Raw genomic sequence first — 13,704 nt, 5'->3', positions numbered from 1 at the left:
TGCAGCATAAACAAGAAGGGCGACCCGGTTTTTTGCTATAATTCAGGTACTTAAGCTAAATATAACAACCGGATCGCCCATGACACATTGTACTGTTACCCGGGACCTATTTCCACGCTGCAAAGGCCGTAAAATCGAAACCAATTTTGACGGTGGTGACATCACGTCCGATGCTGGAGCAATTCTACTCCGACAGATCGACCGGGAACTGAACCTGACCCGCTCGATTGCCCGTAAAATCACTGATCCGCGTAACCCATTCCTTTGCCGGCATCAGGCTCAGACCATGATTCGACAGCGCGTTTACGGACTGGCGCTGGGGTATGAAGACCTCAACGATCATACAACGCTGCGGCATGATCTGGCCCTTCAGACCGCTGTCGATAGCGATGCCACATTGGCCAGTCAGTCAACTCTGTGCCGGTTCGAGCTCAACGCCAATCGGAGTTGGGCCGTGGCCATGCATGAGGAACTGGTTGAGCAATTCATTCGCTCGTACCGGAAGCCACCCAAACGGCTGATTCTCGACTTTGACGCCACTGACGATGCGGTGCATGGAGAGCAGGTAGGCCGCCACTTCAATGGTTATTACAACAGTTACTGCTTCTTACCCCTGTTCGTGTTCTGCGGGCAGAAACTGTTGGTGAGCTATCTGCGCCCCGCGTCTGTTGACGCAGCCAAGCATGCCTGGGCCATTCTGGCCCTACTGGTCAGGCGGCTTCGCGCCGAGTGGCCGCAGGCGCAGATCATCTTTCGAGGCGACAGCGGTTTCTGTCGCCCTCGGCTGCTGAGCTGGTGTGAACGCCACGGGGTCGATTATGTCGTTGGCATCGGCAAGAACTCCAGACTGGATCAACTGGCATTGGATACCCGTTACCGCGCCGCTATCGCGTGCGAGGCCACACAGGAAAAACAGCGCTGCTTTGCGACGCTCTGGTACTCGGCACACAGTTGGAAGAAGCGCGTGCGAAAAGTGATCGTCAAGGCCGAGTTCACTACACTGGGCGACAACAACCGTTATATTGTCACCAGTCTGTCAGGCTCGGCCAAGTGGCTCTATGACCGGCGTTACTGCCTGCGGGGTGATATGGAGAATCGGATCAAGGAGCAGCAATGGCTGTTCTCTGACAGAACCAGTTGCCATGACTGGTGGCCTAATCAGTACCGTTTACTGCTATCCGGCCTGGCCTACGTGCTACTGGAAAGGTTGCGCAGTGGTTATCTGCGTGGCACTCGCTATGCCAGAGCTCAGGTGACTACGCTGCGTACCCGACTACTGAAAATCGGTGCCGTCATCACCCGCAACACCCGCCGGATCCGTATCATGATGAATAGCACTTATCCGGATCAGGAACTGTTCCAGAAAATCACCGCCAAAATGGCATCAGGATAACGTCAGTTGTGCTGCTCCCGGCACGGAATAAACAATGGGGTAAGGGGAAGTTGTGCTCTGATCATGCTGATTGATCAATAAACAAACAGTGCGCCGGGGGGGCGCTCAGCAAATCGGACAGAATTGGGCTGCCTGGCCCTCCACTTAAGAGCCGGATGAAATATCCGGGCTAGGAACGCCTTTTTTTCATGTCAGGAAAAAAACATTACTTACTAACATCAACAGACTTCATAAATTCATTAATGAATTTAATGTATCAATACGACCACATTTCAAAACAACTAGATCAATCAATGCATTGCCTTATCTTTTGGCAGACAAGAAAAGCCCTGTAACAGTCTCAACCATTAAAGAAGCAGAAGCACTGGTTGGTGAAGGTTACACAAATATCCTATATGCTGTAGGCATAACAGAATCTAAATTGACTAGAGTTAAAAATCTTAATGAACAGGGTTCAAATGTCATCATATTAATAGATAGCTTGGAGCAAGCCATTAGCATCAACAAGTATTGCGTTGATAATGGCTGCTGCTTTTCTGTATTGATTGAGGTTGATTGTGACGGCCATAGAGGTGGAATAAAGCCTAACAGCCCCCTTCTCGTTCAGGTAGCTAAAACAGTACAAGGTGGCAGTGCTGAATTTGTCGGTGTCCTCGCCCACGCTGGCGAATCATACAGTTGTTTTGACAAACTATCTTTACAAACTGCTGCCCAGAATGAAGTAGAGCAAACCCGCCTGGCAGTCAGTTATCTTTTTCAAGCTGGCATACCCTGCAAAATTGTCTCTATTGGGTCCACTCCTACTGCACATAACTACCAAGACCTTGAAGGTATCACCGAAGTTCGCGCAGGTGTTTATACTTTTTTTGATTTAGTGATGGCCGGTACTGGTGTGTGTGACATCAACGATATTGCAGCTACCGTAGTGACAACTGTCATTGGTCACAACCGAGAACAAGGCTGGTTGTTTGTTGACGCAGGCTGGATGGCTTTGTCTGCGGATCGGGGAACAGAAAAGCAACCAAATGACTGTGGCTACGGGTTAGTCACGACAAGTGATGGCACGTTACAAACAAATCTGCGCGTTGTTACCGTCAACCAAGAACATGGGATTATTGCATCCACAGAACCGAACGCCTTGAATCCAGATGACTTCCCCATCGGAACACGGTTGCACATTTTGCCAAACCACGCTTGTGCTACTGCCTCTATGCACAGTATTTATCACGTATTTGATGAGCTGAATAACTCCCATGAAGTTTGGACAAGAATTCAAGGTTGGTAATATGATTTATTTGACTGAAAGCCAAACGGCACAACTTATCTCGCACAATTTGGCTTACCAGGCAGTGAGAGAGGCATTTATTGCAGCTATATCTGACAAAACTAGATTGTTTCCTGTTGTTAATGCTACTGGAACAGAAGCTGATTCAATATTTTCGCTGAAAGCCGCATGTGCTGAATCGATTGTAGGTTGGAAAACAGGAAGCTACTGGCCCAATAACACAGCACTGGGCAAGCATTGTCATGGCACGACTATTTTCCTTCTTGAACCAGCAGATGGATCACTGAGCGCCATTGTTGAGGCTAGTCAGGTTAATGCTTATCGTACCGCAGCGGCTGACGCCGTTGCGGTTGACTGCTTAGCACGCCAGAGTGCAACTACTTTAGCTATTTTCGGCACAGGACACCAGGCAGAGTATGAGGTAATGGCCGTTTCTGCAGTAAGAGAAATCAAAACAGTTCTGGTCGTTGGGCGCTCTATTGCCAGAACAGAAGCTTTTGTTGGCAAACTGATCAAAAAGGGTATTTTGGCACAGTCTGCAGACGCTCAGTCAGCGTGTGAGAGAGCAGACATTGTTATTACCGCCACAACATCAACCTCACCTCTGTTCAAGGCCGAATGGATAAAATCAGGCACTCACATTTCAGCAATGGGAGCAGATAAAAAAGGGAAAAATGAATTGCCGACTGAGCTTTATCGGTACGCCAGGCTTTTCTGCGATTATAGTACGCAGTCTGTTGTGATAGGTGAGTTTCAGCACACTCGCGACACGCCCATAACCGACATAGGACACGTTCTTACAGGGCAGAAATCTGGCCGCACTTCTGCGAACGAAATCACAATTTTCGATAGTTCCGGTATTGCCATCCAGGATCTCATTGTTGCTAAAAAACTGATTGAACTCAGCCAGGAGAATAGTTTGTGATATTTATTCTTGATCCTCTTCTCTTCAGATGCAGGGTGTACCAGACGCTATCTCCAGCTTCCATAACGCTGGATTGAAGCTAGCTGTTGTAACAGGAGCCAGCGCGAACGGGGTTCACCACACAACACAGCCATGGGGAATGCGTGACTTCGTGGTGGATGACCCCTCCGGTGTGCTCTGGCGCATTGGTCTAAATATCGACAACAATCAGAACGAACACGAGATAGAAAAATGATAGAGAGCTGCTGGGAAATACTGGATATCTCGATATCATGATAGTCAATTATTTGTGAGGTTTGGGATTCCTTATCAGCAGCGAGGTTCTACGACCAAGGCTCCAGATACTTAGCAGCAGAAAAGCACCGCCTACCCACTGCAACGCACCGAAGTGCTGTCCCAGCAGGAGCGCTGAAAGCACCACTGCGGTTAACGGCTCAAGCAAAGTGGCCACAGTGAGCGCCGTGGGCTTCAGTCGTGCAGCCCCCCAGCTGAAGGCAAGTAATGCGAGGGCTGCAGTTATCACGCCGAGATAGAGAAACCAGGCTTGCGGTGGAACTTCCGCTGGCCAGGTAAACGGTTGAAAAAGAGCAGCCAGACTCATTACTGCAGCTGCAACCACCGTGAGACATGCTGTTGCCGGACCAGCGCCAAGTGCGATGGAAATACGCCCACTGATCATGGAGAAACCTGCGTACAGGAATGCCGAACCTATTGAAAACGCAACACCGCGCAGAACATTGTTCGCATCAACGCCTGCAGCCATCGCACTATGTTGAGTGATGATCAGAGCGGTGCCTACGATAGCCCCTGTAAGTACGAGGAGTAGCTGTAAATCTGCTATCTCTTGACCACGAACCACCGCGATAACAGTCACTATGACAGGTGGCAGGCAGAGCGCAATCAGCGTTGGTACGGCGGCCCCCATTTGCTCGATACCAAGAAACCATAGCAATACATAACCAGCCATCGCCGTACCTGCAAGAAGCACAGTGAATAATAGTGGTTGAAGTCGGCTCCACAAAATTCTGCGACCAAATATCCCGATGAGCACAACAGCACCTATAACAAAACGCCAGAACGAGACACTTTCAGGCGTGAAGCCATATTGCGCGACAAGAATATTGACAACTAACGCTCCTGTTCCCCACAGCATTCCTGCTCCACAGGCGGCCGCCAGCGCCATCTTCGAAGATGAATATCGTAAGTTCGACTGACGTGTTGAAGTGTCCATAACTCAGTGCCTTATCAGTTTTGGGCTACGCAAAAAAGACATACTTCGTCGTTAACCCATGCGAACGAATAGCTTGATATGTGTGGAGATAATTTCGCTTATTCGAGCTGGGTAATAATCCATTGACAGCAGACATATGTAAAACGAATAATTCTTAATTTAATTATTCGATATTCAAATGGATGAATCTATGAATCACCCTGATTTACCAATAAGCTGGTTACGAACTTTTGTTGCGGTAGTGGATTCTGGATCCCTGTCTGCTGCCGCCCCGTTGGTATGTCGGTCACAATCCGCAGTGAGTATGCACATCAAAAAGCTGGAAGAGATTCTAGGCGGTCCTATTTTATCGAGAGGCCCCCGCCATCTGGAAGTTACCTCAAAAGGTATGGAGCTACTCGTTTATTCGCGACGAATGCTGGAATTGCAGCTAGAAGCACAAGAGTCTCTGTTCGGCCCACAGTTATCCGGCATGATTCGTATAGGTGTTCCGGATGACTATGCAATGTATCTGACGCCCGTGCTACGAAGCTTTGCTGGTCGGAATCCGGGAGTAGATATTGAATTAACCTGCGAGCAATCAACGTCTCTTATACCTCGCATCAGTTGCAACGAGTTGGATATTTCATTGATCTCTCGCGATAGAACAGAGCAAGGACTGTTTCTTTTTCAGGAACCACTCGTGTGGGTAGGGACACCCAAACATGAAGTCTGGCGCCGGAACCCACTACCTATAGCAGTATATGAAGCTGGCAGCATGGCACAAATAGAAACACTCTCGGCATTAGGTAAACTCAATAGACAATATCGTATTGTTTATAAAAGTTCAGGCCTTGCCGGGCAGCTTGCGTTGGTAGAGAGTGGATTAGCCGTGGCAGCACTGACTCGCTGTAGTGTACCTGCCAACTTACAGATTCTACAAAATTTACCCTCTGAATATGCATTGCCCCAACTGGGGGCAATGAACGTTGCAGTTTTACGTAGCAAAAGATCAGAAAAGTCGGCCGCAGTGGATGCGATTTACGAACAAATGATCGAGACTTTGCAACTCGATACTCCCCTCGTGCCCCCACAACACGGAGCAGTTAAAACACATCTTGAAAAAAATCGTCAATGACATATCCTGAACGCCACTGCGTGAGGTAATCACGCCCCATGGCAATCACATTACAAGGAAGCTCTGTGAAACTTCGCGCGATTCTTTTTGACCACGATGGAACACTCGTCAACTCTGAACCTATCCACTATGAAATGTGGGTGCAGGTTCTTCGCACCTACGGCCTTTCATTATCAGAACAGCAGTACAAAGCCTACTATGCAGGCGTCCCAACGAACACCAACGCCATTGATTTAGTGCAGCGGTTTGGTATTGACGTATCGCCTGCTCAGCTCGCAGAAGCGAAAAACTCAGCAACACGAGACTACCTGGCGAAGAAAGCGTTTCCACTGATGCAGGGTGTACCAGAGGCTATCTCCAGCTTCCACAACGCTGGATTGAAGCTGGCTGTTGTGACAGGAGCCAGCGCGAACGGGGTTCACACAACGTTACAAACCAACGAGTTCACGCACTACTTTTCTACAATAGTATCTGGGGATGACGTCCGGGCAAGCAAGCCAGCACCCGATTGCTATCTCATGGCACTTGAACGACTTGGCATCACAGCGGATGAGTGTCTGGCTATCGAAGACACGCAACATGGTCTTGAAGCAGCCTACAGTGCTGGCATTAAGTGCCTGGCACTACCCACGGAAATGTCCAAGCATCATGACTTTGAATTGGCAACGGCTGTCCTTGACGGCATGTCAGAAGCAGTCGAGTATGTACGTCAAACCCTACATCCTTAGTGTTATGAGTGAGTTTGCTAAAACATCAGTAATAGGTTCAGGAGCTATTTAAATCAAATGATTGACATGACTATCTTACCCGTATTTGTTGTAGCGACATTTTTCCTTGTGATTTCTCCGGGGCCTGATTTGCTGCTTATATCCACCTACTCATCAGCTCGAGGATTTAAAGCTGGCCTCATGATATCAGTTGGCATTTTTATCGCTGGCTTACTTCAAACATTGTTAGTCGCTTTTGGTTTGGGTCAACTCATGCAAGCAATGCCACCACTGGTTTGGGCAGTCAAAATTGTCGGAGCCCTGTATTTGTCATGGCTTGGCTTAAACTTGCTACACGCATGGTTTAAAAGAGGATCAACAACAACGCCCGTTGAGAAAACAAAGTCTCTAAGCGCAGTACAACTGATATATCAAGGCCTGCTCAACAACCTGATGAATCCAAAAGCACTGCTGTTTTTCAGCATGTTCTTACCACAATTCACAAACGCAGAGTTGGGACTAACAACACAAATCCTTGTACTTGGCCTGTTATTAAGCTCTATCGCTTTGTTTATTAATACAATTTTTTCATTGTCATTCAGTAAGCTGGGGGCATATTTAGGTGGAAAAATCAAGCTTGGGCGTCATATTGATGGCATATTAGGAGTCGTGTTTTTAAGCTTGGCGGCGCGTCTGGTTGCAAGCAAGTAATCTGCTACAGAAACCTTTCGACCGCGAAAACACCTCTTTAGCTGCCAATTATTGCGCAGTTTCTTCCGGCTTTTTTGGCTTCGTAAAGTGCCAGATCTGCTCTTTCAAGCAACGATTCTGCTGTATCAAAATCTGTTGCCATGACCAAACCAAATGATGCGCTCACTTGCCCTACCGGTTCGATGTCTTTCTCAAAGATGCACAAGCGCAAGCGTTCTGAAATTTGCCACAGATCTGACTTTTCCACATGCTGAAAAATAACAATAAACTCCTCCCCTCCCCAGCGCACTACGGTCCCATCCTTACGGATCACTTCTGTACACCGCTGTGCTAGCTCTTTTAGCACTTTGTCTCCTGCCGGATGCCCGTAGGTGTCGTTAATTTTCTTAAAATGATCCACATCAAAAATGGCCAAGCCTACTGCATTTTTATCCGTCATTACCTGTCTCAATATGCGCTCACCTGCCCGCCTATTGAATAGTTTAGTGAGGGTATCGAGCTCACTTATGGTTTGCATCTTGCGATGTTCCACCTTAAGTTGCTCCACTTGCTTACGCAGACCTCGCTGAAAAGGAAGCAAAAGGGATACCAATAACAAGGCAGGACCCAGAGTTACGACCAGGTCCTTGCCTCTGGGACTCCATAATTCCGCAGGATGAAATAGCAAATAGGAAATAACGGGGATGGCCACCAGACACCAAGTGAGTAAGGAAACATTCAGGGCGTGGCGTGTACGCAGCAGTATCATATTCACCAAACTGATGATGATAAGTATGCTACCCACCGGCGGCAGAGTATCTACAAGCCTTTCACTGTCATTATCGTAGGCACTGAATACGAAATACCAAACGCTAAAGGTGAGTACTGCTACCACAACAAACAAGGTGAGCATCGCAATTTCGATGTCCCAGATAGGTCTGATAAGTAAAGTAATAATGAGGCTGAGAAAAATAGCAGCCATACCCGGTGGAATGATGAGATCTACACGCCTGGCATCAGGATCCAGCCAATGAAATATGCTGTTGCTGGTAGTAAACAAAAATCCTAGTAGCAGCAATGACAAGATGGTTTGAGGGTGTAAATAATTCTGTGTAACCGCCGGGGTTATACGTAGTCGCTAATGCGATCCTCGAACTCGATCATAAACCGGTTCAGTGCGGCCTTCCAGTTTCTGATTGGCATCGTCCACTTTTTCGACGCATCCATGATCGCGAGATAGACCACTTTTCGCGCGGAGTCGTCTGTCGGGAATAGCTTCCGCTTCTTGATTGCCTTGCGGATAACACTGTTCAGGGACTCGATGGCGTTGGTCGTGTAGATAGCCTTCCGGATGTCCTGCGGGTAGCGGAACAGCGTGTTCAGATTGGGCCAGTGGTTGCGCCAGGAGCGGCTGATATGAGGGTATTTTTCGTCCCAGCGCTCCGCGAACTCGTCCAACGCCTGCAGCGCCTCTTCTTCCGTGGCCGACTGGTAAATGCGCTTCAGGTCGGCGGTCACTGCCTTGTAGTCTTTCCAGGGCACGTACTTCATTGAATTGCGAACCATGTGAACAATGCAGAGCTGAACCTGGGCCTGCGGGTACGCCGCATTGATGGCGTCAGGGAAGCCCTTGAGTCCATCCACGCAGGCGATGAGAATGTCCTTCACGCCGCGATTCTGGAGCTCTGTGAGGACGCCGAGCCAGAACTTGGCACCCTCGTTCTCCGAGAGCCACATGCCCAGCAGCTCCTTGTGGCCTTCGAGATTCACGCCCAGGGCCAAGTAGATGGCTTTGTTGATTACCTGCTTGTCTTGTCGGATTTTGACAACGATGCAGTCCAGGTAGACGATAGGATATACGGGGTCCAGTGGCCGCGACTGCCATTCGACTACGCGCTCAATGACGGCCTCGGTTACCTTGGAAATCAGGGTGGGTGAGATGTCGGCATCGTACATCTCCTTGAACGTGGCGACGATCTCCCGGGTGGTCATACCCTTCGCGTAAAGGCTGAGGATCTTGTCGTCCATCGAGGTGAAGCGGGTCTGGCCCTTCTTCACTAGCTGCGGCTCGAAGCTACCATCGCGATCACGAGGCGTGTTCAGCTCAAACTGGCCGTCTTCGGTCTTCAGGGTCTTGCTGGTGTGACCGTTGCGGCTGTTCGTATTGTCAGAGGGCTGATGGCGCTCGTAGCCCAGATGCTCATTGAGTTCGGCATTCAGCGCCGCCTCAACGGTGATCTTGGTCAGCATCTGGCTGAACTCGTTCAGATCCTTCTCAGTTTTGAGGCCCTTCGCAGCCTCGCGTGCGAAGGCTTCCAGCTCTTTCCTGTTCATCTTGTCTATCCTTACCCTGTCAGGGTTCTATGATAGACGGTTTACACAGTTTTATTTACAGGCTCGATGGTTTTGTAAAACATCCTCTCATTGGCATTATAAAAGAAACTTTTCTGCAACTGAGTTTTGAGCAAAATCCCACCTCATATTCGAGCAACAACAGGCAAAAATTTATGATGAATGTATATACCACTCGTTATAGCAGAGCATCAATTATAACGGATAACTTTGCTTAACAAGGTAGGAGTATAAAGCGCCTTTTCGGCTCTCAAGTGAAGTATCTTACCCGAAATTCCTGAACATTTTTAACTTTTTTACAAGATCAGCTATAGGGCGGAAAGTGATCATGGCGTAGCTCAACATCAAAACAGTCGCTTCCAGACATCCTCCAGTCGAATGACCCTCATAAACTTTATGACGACTGCTCCTGATGTAAGGCTCACCCAACTAAGACAACACTGGAGGCGGCATGTTAACGACATCGAAACATTTTCCCCTGGATCAGGCAACCGCCGACTTCGTATCTAATCCGCGCCCAACAGAGATTATTCCAGGAGTCACGAAGCTGTCGAACCTTGCTTTTTCGACAGAAAACCTTCAACTGCGATATTATCAACCTGGAGAAATTGATCGCCAGGTCCCTCACAATCAAGAAGAGTTGTATGTTGTAGTCTGTGGCGAAGCTCAACTCGAATATGATGGTGGGCTTTATCATTGCCGCACTGGCGACGCTGCATACGTACCTAAAATGGCAGAGCATCGTTTTATCGATGCGACAGACGATTTTGCTGTATGGGTGATCTATTTTGATGCCTGATTCTCCCTTTTTGATGTTTATGATCAATAACTTTTTCAATCACATATTGAAAAAAACCGCCAATGACATATTCTGAATGCCTCTTCGTGAGGTAATCATGCCCCATAATCACATTACAAGGACGCTCTGTGAAACTTCGCGCGATTTTTTTTGACCACGATGGAACATTCGTCAACTCTGAACCTATCCACTATGTAATGTGGATGCAGGTGCTCCACACCTACAGCCATACATTGTCAGAACAGCTGCCCTCAATGGTATACCGCAAGCTATCGAGTACGTACGTCAAATCCTTTGTCCACTGAAGTACGAGTGAGTTACACAAATGAATGCATCCCTCTGCACTACATTCTTCCTCCAGATGGCGTCACCCGACGAGCTGAAGCCCAAACCTCTTCCCGATACATTGACGATCATAGAATGCGAAGAACCACAGTACCAACTCAACCGCTTCCTGTACGAACTCATAGGCAACAGCTGGGAATGGGGCGATTTGAATAGTTGGACCGATGATCAATGGCGAGCGCTTGTCGAAAGTGGCGATCATCGCACCTGGGTGGCGTATTACCGCGGCAGCATCGCTGGCTATTACGAACTGCACCGGCCTGACGGAGCTAATGCCGAAATTCGGTACTTTGGCCTGACACCGAACGTTATTGGCAAGGGGTTCGGTGGACCACTGTTAAGTCATGCAATCGAGTCGGCATGGAGTTGGCCAGGTACACAACGGGTCTGGGTCCACACCTGCACTCTTGATCATCCGAGCGCATTGAGCAACTACCTGGCGCGTGGCCTGAAGGTGTATCGGGAAGAGCATTCGCCCACATGATAGACATTACTTGTCATTATTATGATTAAAAGCGATGTACTCCCCCCGTTAACACCTGAGCTGAAAGTTCGAGATGTCGGGAAATCTCTGAATTTCTACACGGGACTGCTTGGCTTCTCAATTCGCTTCGAGCGCCCGGAAGATGGTTTTGCTGCCATAGAGTTGAATGGCGCATGTTTTATGCTGGAACAAATTGACGAGTTTGATCCAGATAACGAATTCTGGATTACAGCAGAACTCGAATACCCACTTGGTAGGGGCATCAATTTCCAGATCACGGTTGTAGATCTTGATGAGATTCACACCCGACTTCTGGAGAGCGACTACCCTCTTAAGCTACCACTTGAAGAAGTGGCATATCGGGTCAATAACAGCCTTGTAAAAGTTCATCAATTTATGGTGATGGACCCTGACGGATACCTACTGAGATTCAATATGGTTATAGATAAATGAGCAACGCAACATTCAGCAAGGAAACGCTATGACCAACATGACTACCGTTGAAATCAAAACTTTCGTACCGGCGAAGGACTTCGAGCTTTCGAAACGTTTCTATACAGACCTTGGATTCGAGCTCGCGTGGTGCTCAGACGATATGGCGTACTTCCATGCTGGCGGATCCAGTTTTCTTCTTCAGAATTTCTACGTGAAAGAACTGGCAGACAACTTCATGATGCACCTACTGGTCGAGGACGTAGAGTCCTGGTGGCAGCACATCAGCTCGAACCAGATCCAGGAAAAGTATGGCGTTCGTGTCATACCACCAGTTGATCAGCCATGGGGAATGAGAGACTTCATGGTGGACGACCCATCCGGTGTGCTCTGGCGCATTGGTCAAAATATTGATAACAATCAGACTGAAGCCGAGGTAGAAAAATGAAAGGCAGTTGCTTGTGTGGAGCCCTGGCCTATGAGGTTTCCACTCTGGATAAGCCGATTATGTTCTGTCACTGCAAAACCTGTAGAAAGGCACATGCAGCACCCTTTGTACCAACAGCAGGAGTATTGAGAGAGAATTTTCGCTGGCTGCAGGGGGAAGAGATGCTTTCGAGCTTTGAATCCAGCCCGGGGAAAATACGCCATTTCTGCTCTGTTTGCGGAACACACCTGGTAGCAGAAAGACCCAACCTGCCACATGTCATCATACGTGCGGCAACGTTGGATGATAGTCCAGGAGTAAAGCCTGAAGCTCATATCTGGGCTAGTCACGATGTTGAGTGGTTAGAGCATGAAGGTATTTCAGTATATCAAGAGTGGCAGCCAGGTAGATAAAATAAAGCCTCCCCACCCTTCTGACAAAGAGGTCTACGGTGATGTGATATACAATTGGTTTGATCATCGCTCTCGGCCCTGCCTCATGCTATTGCGATTCCTTGGAATACCTCCCTGAGCATCAATGGCGAATAAACACATCTTCCAGGCTGTTCGCGTCCAGCAGGTTTTCCGCGAACAGCTCCAGATCATCGGTACTGGCCGATTCCAGCCGTTTCACGGTAACAGCGTCCAATGTGCCAAACCGGCGCGACAGAAGGCGCTTCAGCAGGATGACCTCGCCCTGCTGCATGCCTTCTTCACGTAGCCGCTCAGAGAGTGTACTCATAGCCTTGGCCTCCTGTGGGTATTTATCAATGTAAATTTGCATTTCATTATCATCCAGAGCGCTGTAGATGTCGACGAAATCGATGTACTTGGCCTGCTTATCCAGGCTTGGTTCCAGCATCAGCAGTCCGTTGATGGCCTGAGCATAAACATCAACCTTCTGCGCCCTGCTATATTGCATGTTGGGCAAATTCAGCCGCGCCACCAGATTAGTACTGTCCCAATAATCCTCGCTGTGGAGCCCAGCCAGCACACAACGCAAGTAGCTAAATTGCAGATACACACAACGTTCCGTGCCCAGAATCAGGGCCTGCGGCAGGTTATCCGCAGCTGTCAGAAAAATCACCACCGGCACCACTCGGCTGAGACTAAACATTTCTGCCAGATCCAGGCAATAATGCGCTAAGCGATGAATAGAGAATCGCCCGGGATTGGACTCCTCTTCCAGCACAAACAACAATGCCTCACGCTGACCATCCGGCCACTCAACCAACAGCGGAACATCCAGTTCACGAAATCGATCACCGAGACGGGACTTCAGTTGTTCCTGGCGCACCGGAATAATACGTACAGGGGGCACTATGCCTACAGCTTCTTCCGGAGCAAAAAGTGCCAATGCATCTTGAGGATAGTCAATGAGCAGGTTCTTGAAGTTTTGATCATGGCTCATCTTCCTTGACATGTCAGGTCCCTTTTGACTGATTTTATATACAGTATATTGAGACGATAGCCAAGTGACAAGCGAGACGAGTAGGTATCCGTGCATCGGGCAAAATC

At 48.6% G+C, this 13,704-nt stretch carries 15 protein-coding genes; 11 read left to right on the top strand and 4 right to left on the bottom strand.

Annotated features, from left to right (window positions below; all coding sequences use genetic code 11):
• The first annotated feature begins 79 nt into the window (after positions 1-79).
• The 3 genes from ACK3CJ_RS10300 to ACK3CJ_RS10290 all read left to right on the top strand — a co-directional run bounded on the left by ACK3CJ_RS10300 (position 80) and on the right by ACK3CJ_RS10290 (position 3,603).
• Positions 80-1,393: an IS1380 family transposase gene (locus ACK3CJ_RS10300; protein WP_409523236.1), complete on the top strand. Its 1,314-nt coding sequence runs from the start codon at positions 80-82 to the stop codon at positions 1,391-1,393.
• Positions 1,394-1,553: 160 nt separating this feature from the next.
• Positions 1,554-2,678 (top strand): alanine racemase, encoded by a 1,125-nt coding sequence (locus ACK3CJ_RS10295; RefSeq protein WP_409526578.1) that lies wholly within the window; start codon positions 1,554-1,556, stop codon positions 2,676-2,678.
• Positions 2,647-3,603 (top strand): ornithine cyclodeaminase family protein, encoded by a 957-nt coding sequence (locus ACK3CJ_RS10290; RefSeq protein ID WP_409526321.1) that lies wholly within the window; start codon positions 2,647-2,649, stop codon positions 3,601-3,603. The genes ACK3CJ_RS10295 and ACK3CJ_RS10290 overlap by 32 nt, the downstream gene beginning before the upstream one ends.
• A gap of 283 nt (positions 3,604-3,886) precedes the next feature.
• On the opposite strand, the gene ACK3CJ_RS10285 is transcribed toward ACK3CJ_RS10290, so the two are convergent.
• Positions 3,887-4,834, bottom strand: coding sequence for a DMT family transporter (locus ACK3CJ_RS10285; protein ID WP_409526320.1), 948 nt, complete (start codon positions 4,832-4,834; stop codon positions 3,887-3,889).
• A gap of 190 nt (positions 4,835-5,024) precedes the next feature.
• Here ACK3CJ_RS10285 and ACK3CJ_RS10280 point away from each other — a divergent pair, with 190 nt between their 5' ends.
• The 3 genes from ACK3CJ_RS10280 to ACK3CJ_RS10270 are packed head-to-tail and all read left to right on the top strand — an operon-like array spanning position 5,025 to position 7,369.
• A complete protein-coding gene (locus ACK3CJ_RS10280) occupies positions 5,025-5,951 on the top strand; it encodes a LysR family transcriptional regulator (RefSeq protein WP_409526319.1) in 927 nt (308 codons plus the stop codon).
• Positions 5,952-5,989: 38 nt separating this feature from the next.
• Positions 5,990-6,679 carry an HAD family hydrolase gene (locus ACK3CJ_RS10275; protein ID WP_409526318.1) on the top strand — a complete coding sequence of 230 codons (690 nt, stop codon included), beginning with the start codon at positions 5,990-5,992 and terminating at the stop codon, positions 6,677-6,679.
• Positions 6,680-6,736: 57 nt separating this feature from the next.
• Complete coding sequence (locus tag ACK3CJ_RS10270; protein WP_409526317.1) at positions 6,737-7,369, top strand: LysE family translocator; 633 nt, start codon at positions 6,737-6,739, stop codon at positions 7,367-7,369.
• A 37-nt stretch (positions 7,370-7,406) separates the two neighbouring features.
• On the opposite strand, the gene ACK3CJ_RS10265 is transcribed toward ACK3CJ_RS10270, so the two are convergent.
• Both ACK3CJ_RS10265 and ACK3CJ_RS10260 read right to left on the bottom strand, forming a co-directional pair.
• A complete protein-coding gene (locus tag ACK3CJ_RS10265) occupies positions 7,407-8,432 on the bottom strand; it encodes a GGDEF domain-containing protein (protein WP_409526316.1) in 1,026 nt (341 codons plus the stop codon).
• Positions 8,433-8,473: 41 nt separating this feature from the next.
• Positions 8,474-9,682 carry an IS256 family transposase gene (locus tag ACK3CJ_RS10260; RefSeq protein ID WP_409522710.1) on the bottom strand — a complete coding sequence of 403 codons (1,209 nt, stop codon included), beginning with the start codon at positions 9,680-9,682 and terminating at the stop codon, positions 8,474-8,476.
• Between the two features lie 469 nt (positions 9,683-10,151).
• On the opposite strand from ACK3CJ_RS10260, the gene ACK3CJ_RS10255 reads away from it, so the two are divergent.
• The 5 genes from ACK3CJ_RS10255 to ACK3CJ_RS10235 all read left to right on the top strand — a co-directional run bounded on the left by ACK3CJ_RS10255 (position 10,152) and on the right by ACK3CJ_RS10235 (position 12,600).
• The gene (locus tag ACK3CJ_RS10255) at positions 10,152-10,499 is read left to right on the top strand and encodes a cupin domain-containing protein (protein ID WP_409526315.1); all 348 of its coding nucleotides are present in this window, start codon (positions 10,152-10,154) and stop codon (positions 10,497-10,499) included.
• A 325-nt stretch (positions 10,500-10,824) separates the two neighbouring features.
• Positions 10,825-11,328 carry a GNAT family N-acetyltransferase gene (locus ACK3CJ_RS10250; RefSeq protein WP_409526314.1) on the top strand — a complete coding sequence of 168 codons (504 nt, stop codon included), beginning with the start codon at positions 10,825-10,827 and terminating at the stop codon, positions 11,326-11,328.
• Between the two features lie 21 nt (positions 11,329-11,349).
• A complete protein-coding gene (locus tag ACK3CJ_RS10245; RefSeq protein WP_409526313.1) occupies positions 11,350-11,781 on the top strand; it encodes a bleomycin resistance protein in 432 nt (143 codons plus the stop codon).
• Positions 11,782-11,809: 28 nt separating this feature from the next.
• Positions 11,810-12,208 carry a VOC family protein gene (locus tag ACK3CJ_RS10240; protein ID WP_409526312.1) on the top strand — a complete coding sequence of 133 codons (399 nt, stop codon included), beginning with the start codon at positions 11,810-11,812 and terminating at the stop codon, positions 12,206-12,208.
• Positions 12,205-12,600: a GFA family protein gene (locus ACK3CJ_RS10235; RefSeq protein WP_409526311.1), complete on the top strand. Its 396-nt coding sequence runs from the start codon at positions 12,205-12,207 to the stop codon at positions 12,598-12,600. The genes ACK3CJ_RS10240 and ACK3CJ_RS10235 overlap by 4 nt, the downstream gene beginning before the upstream one ends.
• A 121-nt stretch (positions 12,601-12,721) precedes the next feature.
• On the opposite strand, the gene ACK3CJ_RS10230 is transcribed toward ACK3CJ_RS10235, so the two are convergent.
• The gene (locus tag ACK3CJ_RS10230; protein WP_409526310.1) at positions 12,722-13,609 is read right to left on the bottom strand and encodes a DUF4351 domain-containing protein; all 888 of its coding nucleotides are present in this window, start codon (positions 13,607-13,609) and stop codon (positions 12,722-12,724) included.
• Positions 13,610-13,704 lie beyond the last annotated feature (95 nt).

The organism is Nitrincola salilacus (assembly GCF_046271865.1).
In the GTDB taxonomy this organism is placed as follows: domain Bacteria; phylum Pseudomonadota; class Gammaproteobacteria; order Pseudomonadales; family Balneatricaceae; genus Nitrincola; species Nitrincola salilacus.
The sequence above is the reverse complement of the archived record's forward strand: the minus strand, read 5'-3'. Positions and strand labels throughout refer to the sequence as shown.